Annotated in this window: 19 protein-coding genes and 1 tRNA gene; 5 read left to right on the top strand and 15 right to left on the bottom strand. The window is 68.5% G+C overall.

Features of this window, described 5'->3' with window-relative positions; all coding sequences use genetic code 11:
* Position 1 precedes the first annotated feature (1 nt).
* Both zapD and H6927_06895 read left to right on the top strand, forming a co-directional pair.
* On the top strand, positions 2 to 757 hold the full coding sequence (gene zapD, locus H6927_06900; protein MCP5217827.1) for a cell division protein ZapD: 756 nt from the start codon (positions 2 to 4) through the stop codon (positions 755 to 757).
* Between the two features lie 58 nt (positions 758 to 815).
* Complete coding sequence (locus tag H6927_06895; GenBank protein ID MCP5217826.1) at positions 816 to 1022, top strand: DNA gyrase inhibitor YacG; 207 nt, start codon at positions 816 to 818, stop codon at positions 1020 to 1022.
* Here the strand turns inward: H6927_06895 and H6927_06890 are convergent, their stop codons facing one another.
* The 4 genes from H6927_06890 to secA are packed head-to-tail and all read right to left on the bottom strand — an operon-like array spanning position 1023 to position 6466.
* A complete protein-coding gene (locus tag H6927_06890) occupies positions 1023 to 1490 on the bottom strand; it encodes an NUDIX domain-containing protein (protein ID MCP5217825.1) in 468 nt (155 codons plus the stop codon).
* On the bottom strand, positions 1487 to 2362 hold the full coding sequence (locus H6927_06885; GenBank protein ID MCP5217824.1) for an ATP-binding protein: 876 nt from the start codon (positions 2360 to 2362) through the stop codon (positions 1487 to 1489). Before H6927_06885 ends, H6927_06890 begins: the two co-directional genes overlap by 4 nt.
* Positions 2363 to 2421: 59 nt before the next feature.
* Positions 2422 to 3651, bottom strand: coding sequence for a bifunctional glutamate N-acetyltransferase/amino-acid acetyltransferase ArgJ (gene argJ / locus H6927_06880; protein ID MCP5217823.1), 1230 nt, complete (start codon positions 3649 to 3651; stop codon positions 2422 to 2424).
* A 31-nt stretch (positions 3652 to 3682) separates the two neighbouring features.
* Positions 3683 to 6466 (bottom strand): preprotein translocase subunit SecA, encoded by a 2784-nt coding sequence (secA, locus tag H6927_06875; protein MCP5217822.1) that lies wholly within the window; start codon positions 6464 to 6466, stop codon positions 3683 to 3685.
* A gap of 197 nt (positions 6467 to 6663) precedes the next feature.
* Between secA and H6927_06870 the strand changes: the two genes are divergently transcribed.
* Positions 6664 to 6981 (top strand): hypothetical protein, encoded by a 318-nt coding sequence (locus H6927_06870; protein ID MCP5217821.1) that lies wholly within the window; start codon positions 6664 to 6666, stop codon positions 6979 to 6981.
* Between the two features lie 15 nt (positions 6982 to 6996).
* Here the strand turns inward: H6927_06870 and H6927_06865 are convergent.
* From H6927_06865 to petA, 6 genes are all read right to left on the bottom strand, one after another.
* Positions 6997 to 7072, bottom strand: a tRNA-Thr gene (locus H6927_06865).
* A gap of 48 nt (positions 7073 to 7120) precedes the next feature.
* Entirely contained in the window at positions 7121 to 7612 is a 492-nt protein-coding gene (locus tag H6927_06860) for a ClpXP protease specificity-enhancing factor (GenBank protein ID MCP5217820.1), read from the bottom strand.
* Between the two features lie 32 nt (positions 7613 to 7644).
* Complete coding sequence (locus H6927_06855) at positions 7645 to 8256, bottom strand: glutathione S-transferase N-terminal domain-containing protein (GenBank protein ID MCP5217819.1); 612 nt, start codon at positions 8254 to 8256, stop codon at positions 7645 to 7647.
* A gap of 108 nt (positions 8257 to 8364) precedes the next feature.
* The gene (locus H6927_06850) at positions 8365 to 9126 is read right to left on the bottom strand and encodes a cytochrome c1 (GenBank protein MCP5217818.1); all 762 of its coding nucleotides are present in this window, start codon (positions 9124 to 9126) and stop codon (positions 8365 to 8367) included.
* 28 nt (positions 9127 to 9154) lie between these two features.
* A complete protein-coding gene (locus tag H6927_06845) occupies positions 9155 to 10600 on the bottom strand; it encodes a cytochrome bc complex cytochrome b subunit (protein ID MCP5217817.1) in 1446 nt (481 codons plus the stop codon).
* A 9-nt stretch (positions 10601 to 10609) separates the two neighbouring features.
* Positions 10610 to 11236 (bottom strand): ubiquinol-cytochrome c reductase iron-sulfur subunit, encoded by a 627-nt coding sequence (gene petA, locus H6927_06840; GenBank protein MCP5217816.1) that lies wholly within the window; start codon positions 11234 to 11236, stop codon positions 10610 to 10612.
* Between the two features lie 182 nt (positions 11237 to 11418).
* On the opposite strand from petA, the gene mscL reads away from it, so the two are divergent.
* Complete coding sequence (gene mscL / locus H6927_06835) at positions 11419 to 11832, top strand: large conductance mechanosensitive channel protein MscL (protein MCP5217815.1); 414 nt, start codon at positions 11419 to 11421, stop codon at positions 11830 to 11832.
* 56 nt (positions 11833 to 11888) lie between these two features.
* On the opposite strand, the gene pdxA is transcribed toward mscL, so the two are convergent.
* Both pdxA and H6927_06825 read right to left on the bottom strand, forming a co-directional pair.
* A complete protein-coding gene (gene pdxA / locus H6927_06830) occupies positions 11889 to 12953 on the bottom strand; it encodes a 4-hydroxythreonine-4-phosphate dehydrogenase PdxA (protein ID MCP5217814.1) in 1065 nt (354 codons plus the stop codon).
* Positions 12954 to 12968: 15 nt separating this feature from the next.
* A complete protein-coding gene (locus H6927_06825; GenBank protein MCP5217813.1) occupies positions 12969 to 13730 on the bottom strand; it encodes a Nif3-like dinuclear metal center hexameric protein in 762 nt (253 codons plus the stop codon).
* Positions 13731 to 13822: 92 nt separating this feature from the next.
* On the opposite strand from H6927_06825, the gene H6927_06820 reads away from it, so the two are divergent.
* Positions 13823 to 14977, top strand: coding sequence for a trypsin-like peptidase domain-containing protein (locus H6927_06820; protein MCP5217812.1), 1155 nt, complete (start codon positions 13823 to 13825; stop codon positions 14975 to 14977).
* Position 14978: 1 nt separating this feature from the next.
* On the opposite strand, the gene tatC is transcribed toward H6927_06820, so the two are convergent.
* The 3 genes from tatC to tatA are packed head-to-tail and all read right to left on the bottom strand — an operon-like array spanning position 14979 to position 16575.
* Positions 14979 to 15779, bottom strand: a complete 801-nt coding sequence (tatC, locus tag H6927_06815; protein MCP5217811.1) for a twin-arginine translocase subunit TatC — start codon at positions 15777 to 15779, stop codon at positions 14979 to 14981.
* A 56-nt stretch (positions 15780 to 15835) separates the two neighbouring features.
* Positions 15836 to 16312, bottom strand: a complete 477-nt coding sequence (gene tatB, locus H6927_06810) for a Sec-independent protein translocase subunit TatB (GenBank protein MCP5217810.1) — start codon at positions 16310 to 16312, stop codon at positions 15836 to 15838.
* A gap of 26 nt (positions 16313 to 16338) precedes the next feature.
* A complete protein-coding gene (gene tatA / locus H6927_06805) occupies positions 16339 to 16575 on the bottom strand; it encodes a Sec-independent protein translocase subunit TatA (protein MCP5217809.1) in 237 nt (78 codons plus the stop codon).
* Positions 16576 to 16636 lie beyond the last annotated feature (61 nt).

Genomic DNA, 16636 nt, shown 5'->3' with positions numbered 1-16636 from the left:
CGTGATCCTGTACGAATACCCTTTCAACGAACGCATTCGCACCTACCTCCGGCTGGAGCACCTGTTCGGCCGCCTGGGCCAGCTGCTGCAGCGCGAGAGCGCGCTCGATCACCACTTCGCCCTGCTGACCCTGTTCGAGGTCATGGACGTGACCGGCCGCGCCGACCTGAAGTCGGACGTGCTGAAGGACCTGGAAAAGCAAAAGGGCCTGATGGCGGCCTACCGCGGCAACCCGGCCATTTCCGAAGCGTCGCTGGACGCACTGCTGGCGCAGCTGGAGCAGGCCTTCACCCAGCTGAACAGCCAGCTGGGCAAGCCCGCCCACGAGCTGACCGAGCACGAATGGCTGATGGCCGTGCGCAGCCGTGCGGCCATGCCCGGCGGCACCTGCGGGTTCGATCTGCCGGCCTACCACACCTGGCAGCACGGCCAGGCCGCCAACCGGCGCGCCGACCTGCACCGCTGGGTCGCTTCGCTGGAGCCGATGGCGCAGGCCATCGCGCTGCTGCTGCAAATCCTGCGCACCAGCGGCAAGCCCCGCATGGTGACCGCCAGCGCCGGCCAGTACCAGATGGGGTTGCCCCAGGGCCGCACGGCGCAGCTGCTGCGCCTGCGGCTGGACGAATCGCTGGGCCTGGTGCCCGAGATCAGCGGCAACCGCCTGGCGGTGTCGGTGCGGCTGATGCGCATGCAGCCCGACGGCAAGCTGCTGGCCGAGCGCGTGGACGCGCCCTTCGAGCTGACCCTGTGCGCATGAGCACGCCGGGCCGCTCCCAAGTGCGAATCCCTCAGCGCGCAGCGCGGAGGGGCGTCCAGTGAGCAATGATTTGACACCTCGCGCGACCACCGTGCGCTGCCCGGCCTGCGGTGGCCCCAGCCGCTACGCCGCGGACAACCCCTGGCGGCCGTTCTGCAGCGCGCGCTGCAAGCTGCACGACCTGGGCGACTGGGCCAACGAGCGCTTTCGGGTCCCGGCGCAGGACGACACGCCCGACGACGCCACGCCGCCGCCGGCAAACTGATCAGCCGCCGGCGCCCGCAGCTTCCTCGGCCAGCCACTGCAGCACCGGCAGCGTGCCGGCCAGCACGGGCGCCACCTGCACCGGCAGGCGCTGCCAGCTTGCGCTCTGGCCCTCGCGCATCTGCAACTCGCCCTGCCAGGCGGTCACGCGGCAAAAATGCAGCCGCACCAGGGCGTGCGGGTAGTCCACCAGCTGCTCGCGCCAGCGGGTGATGGCGGCGGGATCGAGCGTCACGCCCAGCTCCTCGTGCAGCTCGCGCGCCAGCGCCTGCTCCACGCTCTCGCCCGGCTCCAGCTTACCACCCGGAAACTCCCAGTAGCCCGCATACACCTTGCCCGGCGGACGCGAGGTGAGCAGAAAGCGCCCATCGGGCCGGATCAGGATGCCGACAGCCACCTCGACCGCCGCTCGCGCCCCGCCGTCCTGGCGCGGCAGATGGGCGTCGGCACGGATCGGCTCGCCCGTCACGCCGCCGCCCCGCGCCCCATGTAGTCGCGCGCGAACTGATACGCCACGCGGCCCGAGCGCGAGCCGCGCTCCAGCGCCCACACCAGGGCCTCGGGGCGCGCCGACTCGATCTGCGCGGCGCTGGCGCCCAGGGCGCTCAGCCACTGGGCGGCAATGGCCAGGTATTCGGCCTGGGTGAAGGGATAAAAACTCACCCACAGACCGAAGCGCTCCGACAGCGAGATTTTTTCCTCCACCACCTCGCCCGGATGCACCTCACCATCCTCGGTGTGGGTGTAGCTGAGGTTTTCCTTCATGTACTCGGGCAGCAGGTGGCGGCGGTTGCTGGTGGCGTACACCAGCACGTTGGGCGTGCTGGCCGCCACGCTGCCGTCCAGAATGCTCTTCAGCGCCTTGTAGCCGGGCTCGCCCTCGTCGAAGCTCAGGTCGTCGCAGTAGACGATGAACTTCTCGGGCCGACTGCTCACCACCTCCACGATATCGGGCAGGTCCACCAAGTCGGCCTTGTCCACCTCGATCAGGCGCAGGCCCTGCGGCGCAAAGGCGTTCAGGCAGGCCTTGATGAGCGAGGACTTGCCGGTGCCGCGCGCGCCGGTCAGCAGCACGTTGTTGGCCGGCCGGCCCTCGACGAACTGGCGCGTGTTGCGCTCGATCTTGTCCTTCTGCGCGTCGATTTCCTTCAGGTCGGCCAGCGCCATCGGCGCCAGGTGGCGCACCGGCTCCAGCACCCCCATGCCCGACGCGCGCTTGCGGTAGCGCCAGGCCACGGATTGCGTCCAGTCGGGCGCGCCCAGGGGCTTGGGCAGCACCGCCTCGATGCGTGTGATGAGTTGCTCCGCCCGCTCGACCAGGCGCGCCAGGGAATCAGTCATTTCGGCCTCCAGCGCCCATTCAACAAGCGCCAACAGCTATCAAAACAATAGTCTACGCATCAAGAACGGTAGTCGGCGTTGATGCTCACGTAGTCGTGGCTCAGATCGCAGGTCCACACCGTGTCATGCGCCGTGCCGCGGCCCAGGCCCACGCGCACGGTAATCTCGGCCTGCTTCATCACGCGCTGGCCGTCTTCCTCGCGGTACGCCGGGTGGCGCCCGCCGCCGGTGGCCACGTGCACGTCGTCCAGGTGCAGCTCGATCCGGGTCTGATCGAGGTCGGCAATGCCCGCATAGCCCACGGCTGCCAGGATGCGCCCGAGGTTGGGGTCGCTGGCGAAGAACGCCGTCTTGACCAGCGGCGAATGCGCGATGGCGTAGGCCACTTGGCGGCATTCGGCGGCGTCGCGCCCACCCTCCACGCGCACGGTGATGAACTTGGTGGCGCCCTCGCCGTCGCGCACGATGGCCTGCGCCAGCTGGCGCGCCACCTGCAGCAGTGCGGCCTTCAGCGCCTGGCCCTCGTTTGACGTCAGCGAGGTGATGGACGCGTTGCCCGCCTGGTGGGTGGCGATGAGCAGGAAGCTGTCGTTGGTGGAGGTGTCGCCATCCACGGTCACGCGGTTGAACGAGCCCTCGGCCAGCTCGCGCGCCAGCGGCGTGAGCAGCGCCGCGTCGATGCAGGCGTCGGTGGCGACGAAGCCCAGCATGGTGGCCATGTTGGGGCGGATCATGCCGGCGCCCTTGCTGATGCCGGTGACGGTGACCTCGGCGCCGCCGAGCTTGACCTTGGTGCTGAACGCCTTGGGCACCGTGTCGGTGGTCATGATCGCCGCAGCCGCGCGGCCCCATTGGTCGGCACCCGCCGCCGCAATGGCGGCCGGCAGCCCGGCCACGATGCGATCGACCGGCAGCGGCTCCATGATGACGCCGGTGGACAGCGGCAGCACCTGGCGCGGCTCGACGTGCAGCAGGCCGGCCAGCGCCGCGCAGGTTCGGCGCGCGCGCTGCAGGCCGTCCTCGCCGGTGCCGGCGTTGGCGTTGCCGGTGTTGACGACGATGGCGCGGATGGGCGCGCCGCCCGCCAGATGCTCGCGGCAGACCTGGACCGGCGCGGCGCAGAAGCGGTTTTGCGTGAACACGCCGCCCACGCTGGCGCCTTCACCCAGCAGCAGCACGGTCAGGTCGTCGCGGCCCGCCTTGCGCACGCCGGCCTGGGCCATGCCCAATCGCACGCCGGCGACCGGGAAGAGTTGCGCGGGATCGGTGGCGGTCAGGTTGACGGGCATGGTGTCTGCAAGGAGGAGAAGGGACGAGAAATCAGTTCAAGGCGCCATGGCAGTGCTTGTACTTCTTGCCGCTGCCGCAGGGACAGGGATCGTTGCGGCCCACGCGCGGCACGGCGGCAGCGGTGGCGGCAATCGAGGCCGCCATGCTGCGCGCGGCCGCCTCGGGCACGCTCTCGGCCTCGCCGGTCTCGGTGGGCGCGGTGTAAGTGACGTTGCTCACGCGCTCGCCGCGCGCCTCGAAGTCCTGCGCGGCCTGCTCGATCTGCTCGCTGGACTGGATGCGCACCGTCATCAGCGTGCGCGTGACGTCGTTCTTGATGACGTCCAGCAGCTGGCCGAACAGCTCGAAGGCCTCGCGCTTGTATTCCTGCTTGGGCTGCTTCTGGCCGTAGCTGCGCAGGTGGATGCCCTGGCGCAGGTAGTCCAGCGCGGCCAGGTGCTCGCGCCAGTGCATGTCGATGCTTTGCAGCAGCACGGCGCGCTCGAAGGGGTGGAAGTTCTCCGGCCCCACCAGCTCCAGCCGCCGGGCGTAGGCCTGGTTCGCCGCAGCCACCACCTTCTCGACGATGTCCTCGTCGGTGATGGCGCTGGCGGCCTCGACCTCCTGCGCCAGCGGCAGTTCGATCTGCCACTGCTCGGCCAGGGTCTTCTCCAGGCCGGGGATGTCCCATTGCTCCTCGACCGACTCGGCGGGCACGTACTGGCGCACCAGGTCGGTCATGCTGCCGTCGCGGAAGGCGTCGATCTGCTCGGTCAGGTCCTTGGCGTCCAGGATGTCGTTGCGCTCCTGGTAGATCACCTTGCGCTGGTCGTTGGAGACGTCGTCGTACTCCAGCAGCTGCTTGCGGATGTCGAAGTTGCGCGCCTCGACCTTGCGCTGCGCGCTTTCGATGCTGCGCGTGACGATGCCGGCCTCGATGGCCTCGCCCTCGGGCATCTTCAGGCGGTCCATGATGGCGCGCACCCGGTCGCCGGCAAAGATGCGCATCAGCGGATCGTCCAGGCTCAGGTAAAAGCGCGAGGAGCCCGGGTCGCCCTGGCGGCCCGAACGGCCGCGCAGCTGGTTGTCGATGCGGCGGCTCTCGTGCCGCTCGGTGGCGATGATGCGCAGGCCGCCCAGCGCCACCACGTGGTCGTGGTCCTTCTGCCACTGCGCGCGCAGCTCGGCGGCGCGCGCGGCGCGGGCCGCATCGTCCAGGCTGGTGTCCTGCTGCAGCGCGTCGATGGTTTTCTCGACGTTGCCGCCCAGCACGATGTCGGTGCCGCGCCCCGCCATGTTGGTGGCGATGGTGATCATCTTCGAATGGCCGGCCTGGGCCACGATGTCGGCCTCGCGCGCGTGCTGCTTGGCGTTGAGCACCTGGTGCGGCAGCTTGGCCTTGGTCAGCAGCTCGGAGATGATCTCGGAGTTCTCGATCGAGGAGGTGCCCACCAGCACCGGCTGGCCGCGCTCGTGGCATTCGCGGATGTCGGCGATGGCGGCGTCGTATTTTTCCTTGGTGGTCTTGTAGACGCGGTCGAGCTGGTCGTCGCGCTTGGGCGGCTTGTTGGGCGGGATGACCACGGTCTCCAGCCCGTAGATTTCCTGGAACTCGTAGGCCTCGGTGTCGGCCGTGCCGGTCATGCCGGCCAGCTTGCCGTACAGGCGAAAGTAGTTCTGGAACGTGATCGAGGCCAGGGTCTGGTTCTCGGCCTGGATCGGCACGCCTTCCTTGGCCTCCACCGCCTGGTGCAGGCCGTCGCTCCAGCGGCGCCCGCTCATCAGGCGGCCGGTGAACTCGTCGACGATGACGATCTCGGGCCCCTGCTCGCCCTGCTGCACCACGTAGTGCTGGTCGCGGTGGAACAGGTAGTGCGCGCGCAGCGCCGCGTACAGGTGGTGCATCAGCGCGATGTTGGCCGCGTCGTACAGGCTGGCACCCTCGGCGATCAGGCCGCGCTCGGCCAGCACGCGCTCGGCGGTCTCGTGGCCCTGCTCGGTCAGGTAGATCTGGTGCGCCTTCTCGTCGACCGTGAAGTCGCCCGGCTTGGTCACGCCCTCGCCCGTGCGCGGGTCGGCCTCGCCCTCCTGGCGCACCAGCAGCGGCGCCACCTGGTTCATCGCCAGGTACATGGCGGTGTGGTCCTCGGCCTGGCCGCTGATGATCAGCGGCGTGCGCGCCTCGTCGATCAGGATCGAGTCCACCTCGTCGACGATGGCGTAGTGCAGCTTGCGCTGCACCCGGTCGGCCACCTCGTAGACCATGTTGTCGCGCAGGTAGTCGAAGCCGTACTCGTTGTTGGTGCCGTAGGTGATGTCGGCGTTGTAGGCGGCCTGCTTTTCCTCGCGCGGCATCTGCGGCAGGTTCACGCCCACCGACAGGCCCAGGAAGTTGTACAGCCGTCCCATCCACTGCGCGTCGCGGTTGGCCAGGTAGTCGTTGACGGTGACCACGTGCACGCCCTTGCCCTCGAGCGCGTTCAGGTACACCGGCAGCGTGGCCGTCAGCGTCTTGCCCTCGCCGGTGCGCATCTCGCCGATCTTGCCCTCGTGCAGCGCCATGCCGCCCACCAGCTGCACGTCGAAGTGGCGCATCTTCATCACGCGCTTGGAGGCCTCGCGCACGGTGGCGAAGGCCTCGGGCAGCAGCTGCTCCAGCGTCTCCCCGGCCGCCAGCCGGTCACGAAACTCCTGCGTCTTGCCGCGCAAGGCCGCGTCGTCGAGCTGCTCGAACTGCGGCTCCAGCGCGTTGATGCGCGCGGCGACTTTGCGATACTGCTTCAGCAGTCGGTCGTTACGGCTGCCGAAAATCTTGGTGAGAAAGGTCGTGGCCATGCTTAAGCGGTCGCCGCCGCGCGCGCAGCGCCCGGGCAGTGGCGACCAGCGGTCCCAGTGAGTTCAAGATGGTGCGAAGATTGGGGCGAAACCGCCGTGTACAACATCGGGCGGTGCCATCCGGCCATCGTCGCGACAAACTCCCCATTCTACTCACCGGCGACCGCCTGCCCGGGCGCCGAACCTCGATCATGCCCATGCCCCCCAAGTCCCATCGCAGTGCCTCGGTGGGGCAGGCCCTGGACGCCGCCCCGGCCCTGCAACCCTTGCGCGCGCGCCTGGCGGCCTCCGCCGCCCGGCTCGACACCATCCGCCCGCTGCTGCCCGCCGCCCTGCGCCGCGCGGTGCTGGCCGGGCCGATCGACGACGACGAATGGTGCCTGCTGGTGCCGCATTCGGCCGCCGCGGCCAAGATCCGGCAGTTGCTGCCCGCCCTGCGCGCCGCCCTGGAGGCGGCCGGCCATCCGGGGCGCGAGATCCGCATCCGGGTGCATCAGGACCCGGCTGGGCGTTAGAGGATCAAAAGAAAATGGTGCCGCCTGTCGGATTCGAACTGACGACCTACCGCTTACAAGGCGGTTGCTCTACCAACTGAGCTAAGGCGGCAAACCGGGGCGATTCTAGAGGACGGCGCCGGGCGTCCAGACCCGGTGCCTACTTGATGCGCTTGAGCGCCGGCCGCTTGCGCGGATCGGGCGAGGCGGGGCCGGGCGGCTCGGTGTCGTCGTCGGCCGCCGTCGACGAAACGCCGGCGTCGACCACGCCGAGCGTGCTGACGGAAGCCGCGGGCTTCGCCTCGGGCCGGGCCGCGCCGGCGGGCGGGCGCGCCTGCAGGGGAAAAGCCATGCCCTGGCCGTTTTCGCGGGCGTAGATGGCCATGACGCGGTCGATGGGCACAATGATCTCGCGCGGCACGCCGCCGAAGCGGGCGCGGAACTCGATGAACTCGTTGCCGATCTTCAGGCCGCTGGTGGCGTCGGTGCTGACGTTCAGCACGATCTCGCCGTTTTGCACGTACTCGCGCGGCACCTGGACGCTGTCGTCGGCAAACACCGCGACGTAGGGCGTGAGCGCGTTGTCGGCGCACCACTCGTACAGCGCGCGGATGAGATACGGGCGGGTGGAGGCGGATTCCAGGGCGTTCATCGTCGTTGCCGGGGCCGGGGGCCCCAGTGCCGTTACTTGCGCATCACCTTCTCGGACGGCGTGAGCGCCTCGATGTAGGCCGGGCGCGAGAAGATGCGCTCGGCGTACTTGAGCAGGGGCGCGGCGTTCTTGGACAGGTCGATCCCGTAGTAGTCCAGGCGCCACAGCAGCGGCGCCAGGGCCACGTCGAGCATGGAGAAGTTGTCGCCCAGGATGAACTTGTTCTTCAGGAACACCGGGGCCATCTGCGTGAGCCGGTCGCGGATGTTGCCGCGCGCCTTCTCCAGCGCCTTCTCGTTGCTGCGCGCGGCGCGGTTCTCGAGCACGCTGACGTGCGAGAACAGCTCCTTCTCGAAGTTGAGCAAAAACAGGCGCACGCGCGCGCGGTCCACCGGGTCGCCCGGCATCAGCTGCGGGTGCGGAAAGCGCTCGTCGATGTACTCGTTGATGATGTTCGACTCGTACAGGATCAGGTCGCGCTCGACCAGGATCGGCACCTGCCCGTAGGGGTTCATCACGCTGATGTCCTCGGGCTTGTTGTAGAGATCGACGTCACGGATCTCGAAGTCCATGCCCTTCTCGAACAGAACGAAGCGGCAGCGATGCGAGAACGGGCAGGTCGTTCCTGAATACAGCACCATCATGGGGGTCAACTCCTTAAAACCGAAGGAGTGGAAGCCCGCCATCACCCAGGCGAACCCCACTCCGAAGAAAAAGCCCGGACGCGCGAGCGCCCGGATGATCGATGCGTGTTACGTGACGTCTTTCCAGTACGCCGCATTCAGGCGCCACGCGATCAGGGTGAACAAGGCCAGGAACAGCAGCACCCACACCCCGATCTGCACGCGCTTGGTCTGGGCCGGCTCGCTCATCCACTTGAGGAAGTTGACCAGGTCGCCCACGGCCTGGTCGTACTGCAGCGGCGTCAGGGTTCCGGGCGTGACCTGCTCCCAGCGGCCGCTGAAGGTGTGCACCTCCTGGCCGTGCGACTCGCTCGTATGGTAGATCGGCTTGCGCTCGCCCTGCAGCTGCCACAGCGGATGCGGCATGCCGATGTTGGGGAAGGCCAGGTTGTTCCAGCCCGTGGGGCGCGAGTCGTCGCGGTAGTAGGTCCGGAACAGCGTGTAGATGTAGTCGGCGCCGGTGCCGCCCGCGCCCGAGCGCGAACGCGCGACCAGGGTCAGGTCGGGCGGGTTGGCGCCGAACCAGGCCTTGGCTTCATTGGGGTCGATGGCGGCCTTCATCATGGCACCGACCTTGTCGCTGGTGAACAGCAGGTTGTCCTTGATCTCCTGGTCGGTCAGGCCGATGTCCTGCAGGCGGTTGAAGCGCATGAAGGCCGCCGAGTGGCAGCTCAGGCAGTAGTTGACGAAAATCTTGGCGCCGCGCTGCAGCGAGGCCGTGTCGTCCAGCTTGCCGGGCGCCTTGTCCCAGGCAATGCCGCCGGTGGACGCCTGCGCCACGGCGCCAATGCCCAGCGCCAGGGTCAGCCCGAGGATGATCTTTTTCCACATGGTCATGGTTGTTGTACTCCGGCCGGCATCAATGGGGCTTGAAGGTGACGCGATCGGGCACCGGCTTGGGCGTGCCCAGCTGGCTCCACCACGGCATCAGCAGAAAGAAGCCGAAATACACCAGGGTGCCCACCAGCGCCACGCGCTCATTGGTCAGCCATTCCAGCGACGGCTGCGAGAAGATCGGACCTGGCGCCATGATGCCCAGGATCATCAGCACGACAAACCAGATGATGAAGACCACGTACACGGTCTTGTGCCAGTCCGGCCGGTAGCGGATCGAGCGCGCGGGGCTGCGGTCCAGCCAGGGCAGGAAGAACAGGATGATGACCGCGCCGCCCATGATGATCACGCCCCAGAACTTGGGATCGAAGGTCTTGAGCAGGGCCACGCCGACGATCGCCGCCACGGTCAGGATGATCTTGGACTTGGTCGAGCCGCGGCCCTTGAGCCAGGCCAGCACGGTGGCCAGCGCGATGATCAGGCACAGCACGTTGACCATGGTGTCGGTGGTGGCGCGCAGCATCGAGTAGAAGGGCGTGAAGTACCACACCGGCGCGATGTGCGCGGGCGTGACCAGCGGGTCGGCCGGAATGAAGTTGTTGTACTCCAGGAAGTAGCCGCCCATCTCCGGCGCGAAGAACAGCACGGCGAAGAAGATCATCAGGAAACCGCCCACGCCCACGATGTCGTGCACGCTGTAGTAGGGGTGGAACGGAATGCCGTCGGCCGGCGCGGTGGGCGACCAGCGGTTGCCCTTGGGACCGGCCTTGATCTCGATGCCGTCGGGGTTGTTGGAGCCCACGTCGTGCAGCGCCAGCAGGTGCGCCACCACCAGGCCGATCAGCACCAGCGGCACGGCGATGACGTGGAAGCTGAAGAAGCGGTTGAGCGTGGCGTCGCCCACCACGTAGTCGCCGCGAATGAGCAGCGACAAATCGGGCCCGATGAACGGAATGGCCGAGAACAGGTTGACGATCACCTGCGCGCCCCAGTAGGACATCTGGCCCCAGGGCAGCAGGTAACCCATGAAGGCCTCGGCCATCAGGCACAGGAAGATGGCGCAGCCGAAGATCCACACCAGCTCGCGCGGCTTGCGGTAGCTGCCGTAGATCAGGCCGCGGTACATGTGCAGGTACACCACGATGAAGAAGGCCGAGGCGCCCGTGGAGTGCATGTAGCGGATGAACCAGCCGCCCGGCACGTCGCGCATGATGTACTCGACCGACTCGAAGGCCTTGGCCGCGTCGGGCTTGTAGTGCATCACCAGGAAGATGCCGGTGACCACCTGGATCACCAGCACCAGCAGCGCCAGCGAGCCGAAGAAGTACCAGAAGTTGAAGTTCTTGGGCGCGAAGTACTCGCTCATGTGCTTGCGGTATTCCGCAAACAGCGTCGGGAAGCGGTTGTCCAGCCAGTTGTGCAGCTTGGCACCGGCGGATGCGTTGGGAGAGATTTCCTTGAATTCAGCCATGACCGCCTCTTATGCTTTCTTGTCTTCGCCGATCAGCAGCTTGGTGTCCGACAGGTACGTGTACGGCGGCACCACCAGGTTGGACGGCGCCGGTTTGTTCTTGAACACGCGCGCCGAGAAATCGAAGGTCGAGCCGTGGCAGGGGCAGAAGAAGCCGCCCACCCAGTTGTCGGGCAGCGAGGGCTGGGGCCCGGCCTTGAACTTCTCGACCGGCGAGCAGCCCAGGTGCGTGCAGATGCCCACCACCACCAGAATGTCCTTGTGGCTCTCGCGCGCGCGGTCCTCGTTTTGCGCCCACTCGGGCGTGGGAAAGTCGGTGCGCTTGGACAGGGGGTCGGCCACCTCGCTGTCGGTGGTCTTGAGCGTGGCCAGCATCTCGGGCGTGCGCTTGAACACCCACACCGGCTGGCCGCGCCACTCGACGATCATGCGCTCGCCGGGCTGCAGGGCGGAGATGTCCACCTCGACCGGGGCGCCGGCGGCCTTGGCGCGCTCGGACGGCGAAAAGCTCTCGACGAAAGGGGTAGCCAGCGCCACCGCACCGACGGCGCCGGCGGCGCCGGACGCGAGCAGCCAAGTGCGCTTGCTGCTGTCCATGGGTGCAGGGGTGAAGTTGCTGGGTGGTGCGTCACTCATGGCGGTCCTCTGAAACGGCAGGGATGTGTTTTTTTATGCGAATCAACCAAGGATTGTAGCGGAGCGCATCGGGGCCCCGCACAGCGCGGCGGCTGCGCGCGTCGGGCCGCACCACCCGGATTGACATTCCCTGACGGCGCGCAATACTGGCCGTCCGTTCAACAACTCAGGAGGTTTCCACCATGGGCATGATGCAGGAATTTCGGGAATTCGCCGTCAAGGGCAACGCCATCGACCTGGCGGTCGGTGTGATCATCGGCGGCGCATTCGGCAAGATCGTCGACTCGATCGTCGGCGACCTGATCATGCCGATTGTCAGCAAGATTTTTGGCGGGCTGGACTTTTCCAGCTACTACATCCCGCTGGCGGGGCAAGCGGCCGGCCTGAGCCTGGCCGAGGCCAAGAAGGCCGGCGCGGTGTTCGCTTACGGCAACTTCATCACCATCCTGGTCAACTTCATCCTGCTGGCCTTCATCATCTTCATGATGGTCAGGCAGATCAACCGCCTGAAGAAGGAAGAGCCGGCCCCCGCGCCCGCGGCGCCGCCGGAGGACATTCAGCTGCTGCGCGAGATTCGCGACAGCCTGAAGCGTTGAGACGCTCCTTTATTCATAGCTTCTGACGCCCGTCCGCTCCGCGCGGCGGGCGTTTTTCATTCGGCAAGCTGGCGCGCCACGCGCACCGCCGCGAGCAGGCTGCCGGCGTCGGCGCGGCCGCTGCCAGCCAGATCGAAGGCCGTGCCGTGGTCGGGGCTGGTGCGCACCAGCGGCAGGCCCAGCGTGACGTTGACGCCGCGCTCCACGCCCAGGTATTTCACCGGGATCAGACCCTGGTCGTGGTACATGGCCAGCACCAGGTCGAACTCGGCCAGGCCGCGCGCGCGCATGAACACCGTGTCGGGCGCGAAGGGGCCTTGCGCGTCGATGCCCTCGGCGCGCGCGCGGGCGATGGCCGGCGCGATGGCCTCGATCTCCTCGCGCCCGAACAGCCCGCCCTCGCCGGCATGCGGGTTCAGGCCGGCCACCGCGATGCGCGGCGCCCGCTGTAGCGCGGTGCCAACGGATTGGTGCGCAATGCGCAGGGTCTGCAGGACGTTGCCTTCGGTTACCCGCGCGATCGCCTCGCGCAGCGACACGTGGATGCTCACCAGCACGGTGCGCAGCTCGTCGTTGGCCAGCATCATGCGCACCGGCATGGCCGACACCGGCACGCCCGCGTGCTCGGCCGCCAGCGCCTGCAGCAGCTCGGTGTGGCCGGGGTAGCGCGCGTACGGCTCGCCCGCGGCCGCCAGCGCCTCCTTGTGCAGGGGCGCCGTCACCATGGCGCCCACCTCGCCGCGCAGCGCGGCGCGCGCCGCCCACGCCACGCAGTCGCCCGCCAGCCGGCCGGCCGCGGCGCTGATGCGGCCGGGCTCGGGCACGGCCGCGGGCGGCCCCGGCTGCAGCACCGGCACGCAGCGCGGCGGGGCCTGCAGGGCCTGCCGCGGCTCGTCGATGCGGGCCACCGGCAGGCTGACGCCGCCGGCCTGCACCCAGGCGGCGGCGCGGCGCATCAGCGCCACGTCGCCGACCACGAAGCAGCCGGCCAGCAGCTCGGGCGCGTCGCGAAAGGCCTTGGCGATGATCTCGGGGCCGATGCCGGCCGCGTCGCCCAGGGTGATGGCGATGGGCTTGGCGTGGCCGGGTCGGGATGGCGTGGAGGTACGGGCGTAGGACATGCCGGGAGCACGCCGTCAGGCGGGGTTGTCGATGTCGATGAACTGGTGGGCGATGCCCAGCTGCGCCGCCACGTGAGCGCCCAGCGCGGGCGCGCCGTAGCGCTCGGTGGCGTGGTGGCCGCAGGCGTAGAACAGCACGCCGCACTCGCGCGCCAGGTGCGCCTGGGGCTCGGATATCTCGCCGGTGATGAAGGCCTGCGCGCCGGCGGCGATGGCGGCCTCGAAGTAACCCTGCGCGCCGCCGCTGCACCAAGCTATTGTTTCAATAGCTGATGGCGCTTGTCCCACCTGGACAACAGGCCGATTCAATGCTTTTTCCAGGCGACGGGCCAGGGCCGCCGCGTCGGCCAGCGGCACGCCGTCGGCCGGCCGGCCGATGAAGCCCAGCTCCTGCTCGCCAAAGCGCCCCGTGGCCTGCAGGCCCAGGCGCGCGCCCAGTTGCGCGTTGTTGCCCAGTGTGGGGTGCGCGTCCAGCGGCAGGTGGTAGGCCAGCAGGTTGATATCGTGCGCCAGCAGGCGCTGCAGGCGCTGCTTCATCCAGCCGGTGACGGTGCCGTCCTGCCCGCGCCAGAACAGGCCGTGGTGCACCAGGATGGCATCGGCATCCGCCGCGATGGCGGCGTCGATCAGCGCGCGGCTGGCGGTGACGCCGCTGACCAGCTTGCCGATCTCCAGGCGCCCTTCCACCTGCAGCCCGTTGGGGCCGTAGTCCCTGAAACGCTCGGGCTGCAGTTCGGCGTTCAGGGCGGTGAGCAATTGCGAGCGGGAAACGGTCATGTCAAGGCGGGCGCGGCACGGGCGATGCGGGCATTGTCGGGCATGGCGCCCAGCCGCGTGGCGCCCCCCGGCCATGCCCCACAATGGCGGGCATGAAACGTCTGTGGCTTCTGTTTGCGCAAGTGGTGACCGTGCTGCTGGCCGCCTGGTTCGTGGTGCTCACGCTCAAGCCCCAGTGGCTGGGCCGCGCCGGGCCGATGGGGGGCAGCCTGGGCACCATCTCGATCCTGCAGGCGCCCGAGACGCCGGTGGGCGCCAGCGCCCCGGGCAGCCTGAACGCGGCCGTGCGGCGCGCGGCGCCCGCGGTGGTCAGCATCAACACCAGCACCACCACGCACAACCCGGCCGCCAACGACCCCTGGTTTCGCTTTTTCTTTGGCGACCGCGGCGCCGAGCAGCAGCAAAACGGCCTGGGCTCGGGCGTGATCATGAGCCCCGAGGGCTACATCCTGACCAACAACCACGTGGTCGAGGACGCCGACGCCATCGAGGTGGTGCTGGCCGACGGCCGCAGCGCGCCGGCCAAGGTCATCGGCACCGACCCGGAAAGCGACCTGGCGGTGCTCAAGATCGGGCTGGACAAGCTGCCGGTGATGGTGCTGGGCCACTCCGAGCAGCTGCAGGTGGGCGACCGGGTGCTGGCCATCGGCAACCCCTTTGGCGTGGGGCAGACGGTGACCAGCGGCATCGTCAGCGCGCTGGGGCGCAGCCAGCTGGGCATCAACACCTTCGAGAACTTCATCCAGACCGACGCCGCCATCAACCCCGGCAACTCGGGCGGCGCGCTGGTCGACGTCGAGGGCCAGCTGATGGGCGTCAACACCGCCATCTACTCGCGCACCGGCGGCAGCCTGGGCATCGGCTTCGCCATTCCGGTGGACACCGCCAAGCAGGTGCTGGAAAGCATCATCAAGAACGGCCAGGTGGTGCGCGGCTGGATCGGCGTGGAGCCCGGCGAGCTGACGCCCGAGCTGGCGCAGACCTTCGGCGTGGCCACCGGGCAGGGCGTGATCGTGACCGGCGTGCTGGGCGGCGGCCCGGCCGCCCTGGCCGGCATCCGGCCGGGCGACGTGATCAGCGACGTGGCGGGCCAGCCGGTGCGCACCGTGTCGGAGCTGCTGACGCGCATCGCCGCCCTGGCGCCCGGCCAGCCCGCGGCCTTCACCCTGCTGCGCCGCGGCGAGACCAGCCAGGCCAGCGTGACGCCGGTGCAGCGCCCGCGTCCGCGCGCGCAACCCACGCGCTGATTCAGGCTTCCTTGGCTTCGGCCTCTTCGTCGGGCTGCGCGGTGTTCTTGATGAACACGCGCGCCGCCCAGATGCCCAGCTCGTACAGCAGGCACATGGGAATGGCCAGCGACAGCTGCGACACCACGTCCGGCGGCGTGACGATGGCCGCCACCACGAAGGCCAGCACGATGAAGTAGCCGCGGAAGTGCTTGAGCTGCTCCACGCTGACCACGCCCAGGCGCGCCAGCACCACCACGGCGATCGGCACCTCGAAAGCCAGGCCGAAGGCCAGGAACATGGTCAGCACGAAGCTCAGGTAGGCCTCGATGTCCGGCGCCGCTGTGATGCTCTTGGGCGCGAAGCTCTGGATGAAGGCGAACACGCGGCCGAACACCAGGAAGTAGCAGAACGCCACCCCGGCGAAGAACAGCAGCGTGCTGGAGACCACCAGCGGCAGCACCATGCGCCGCTCGTGCGAGTACAGCCCCGGCGCGACGAAGGCCCAGACCTGGTAGAGCACCACCGGCAGCGCGATCATGAAGGCTGCCATCAGCAGGATCTTCAGCGGCACCATGAAGGGCGAGATCACCGAGGTGGCGATCAGCGTGGCGCCGTGCGGCAGGTGGGCGATCAGCGGCGCGGCCAGCAGGTCGTACAGATGGCCGGGGCCCGGGTAGATGGCCAGCGCGACGGCCACGATGCCGATCGCCACGATGGACTTGATCAGCCGGTCGCGCAGCTCCATCAGGTGGGCGACGAAGGGCTGCTCGGTACCGGCGAGTTCGTCTTCGGGTTCGGGTTTGGGGGTCGAGTCGGTCATGCAGGGCCCGAGGGCAGGAGCTGGCGACGCCCGGGCCTAGGCACCGCGCGAAAAGCTCAGCGATTGGATTTCTTGGGACGAAAGCGCGCCACCCGCGCCGCGCCCGACTGCACCTGGCGGCGCACGCCATGGCGTGCCTTGTACCACTGCGGGATAGCGCCGCGCTTGAGGCGCCAGTTCTTGTCGGGGCGGCGGTATTCGGGCGGCGGCGTCCAGCCGCCGTCGGGCAGCGGGTCGTCGGGGTGGCTCAGGCCGGCGGTGGCCTCGTTCCAGTCGCGCTCGAAGCTGGCCGTGGTCTCGTGGATGCCCTTCTCGACGTCGCGCCCGGCCGACTCCACCGTCTCCTTCATCTTGCGCAACTCGTCCAGGTCCATGGCCTGGTTGACCTCCGCCTTGACGTCGGCCACGTAGCGCTGCGCCTTGCCCAGCAGCATGCCCACGGTGCGGGCCACGCGCGGCAGTTTCTCGGGGCCGATGACGATCAGCGCCACGGCGCCGATCAGGGCCATTTTGGAGATGCCGAGATCAAGCACGAATCAACGCCTCGCCTACGCGCGGATCAGCTCTTTTCCTTGGCTTCGACGTCGATGGTTTCCTTGCGCGCGGCGGCGTTGGTGACCTGGCCGGCCGGCGCGTCGGCGGCGGGCGCGTCGGCCGCGCCGTCCTTCATGCCGTCCTTGAAGCCCTTGACCGCTCCGCCCAGGTCGGTGCCGATGTTCTTGAGCTTCTTGGTGCCGAAGATCATGACCACGATCAGCAACACGATCAACCAATGCCAGATGGAAAACGAACCCATGGTGAGACTCCTTGCACCGGGCGAAAGCGGCGCGTCAACCTGAATTTTAGACTGCGGGGCG

Source organism: Burkholderiaceae bacterium (assembly GCA_024235995.1).
Taxonomy (GTDB): domain Bacteria; phylum Pseudomonadota; class Gammaproteobacteria; order Burkholderiales; family Burkholderiaceae_C; genus Ottowia.
The sequence above is the reverse complement of the archived record's forward strand: the minus strand, read 5'-3'. Positions and strand labels throughout refer to the sequence as shown.

Bases quoted from the DNA above. Each gene is read 5' to 3' on its own strand.
- H6927_06850 (MCP5217818.1), bottom strand. From the start codon at position 9,126: ATGTGGAAAAAGATCATCCTCGGGCTGACCCTGGCGCTGGGCATTGGC.
- H6927_06825 (MCP5217813.1), bottom strand. From the start codon at position 13,730: ATGACCGTTTCCCGCTCGCAATTGCTCACCGCCCTGAACGCCGAACTG.
- tatA (MCP5217809.1), bottom strand. From the start codon at position 16,575: ATGGGTTCGTTTTCCATCTGGCATTGGTTGATCGTGTTGCTGATCGTG.
- pdxA (MCP5217814.1), bottom strand. From the start codon at position 12,953: ATGTCCTACGCCCGTACCTCCACGCCATCCCGACCCGGCCACGCCAAG.
- H6927_06885 (MCP5217824.1), bottom strand. From the start codon at position 2,362: ATGACTGATTCCCTGGCGCGCCTGGTCGAGCGGGCGGAGCAACTCATC.
- H6927_06845 (MCP5217817.1), bottom strand. From the start codon at position 10,600: ATGGCTGAATTCAAGGAAATCTCTCCCAACGCATCCGCCGGTGCCAAG.
- secA (MCP5217822.1), bottom strand. From the start codon at position 6,466: ATGGCCACGACCTTTCTCACCAAGATTTTCGGCAGCCGTAACGACCGA.
- H6927_06855 (MCP5217819.1), bottom strand. From the start codon at position 8,256: ATGATGGTGCTGTATTCAGGAACGACCTGCCCGTTCTCGCATCGCTGC.
- H6927_06870 (MCP5217821.1), top strand. From the start codon at position 6,664: ATGCCCCCCAAGTCCCATCGCAGTGCCTCGGTGGGGCAGGCCCTGGAC.
- tatC (MCP5217811.1), bottom strand. From the start codon at position 15,779: ATGACCGACTCGACCCCCAAACCCGAACCCGAAGACGAACTCGCCGGT.
- petA (MCP5217816.1), bottom strand. From the start codon at position 11,236: ATGAGTGACGCACCACCCAGCAACTTCACCCCTGCACCCATGGACAGC.
- argJ (MCP5217823.1), bottom strand. From the start codon at position 3,651: ATGCCCGTCAACCTGACCGCCACCGATCCCGCGCAACTCTTCCCGGTC.
- H6927_06820 (MCP5217812.1), top strand. From the start codon at position 13,823: ATGAAACGTCTGTGGCTTCTGTTTGCGCAAGTGGTGACCGTGCTGCTG.
- H6927_06860 (MCP5217820.1), bottom strand. From the start codon at position 7,612: ATGAACGCCCTGGAATCCGCCTCCACCCGCCCGTATCTCATCCGCGCG.
- mscL (MCP5217815.1), top strand. From the start codon at position 11,419: ATGGGCATGATGCAGGAATTTCGGGAATTCGCCGTCAAGGGCAACGCC.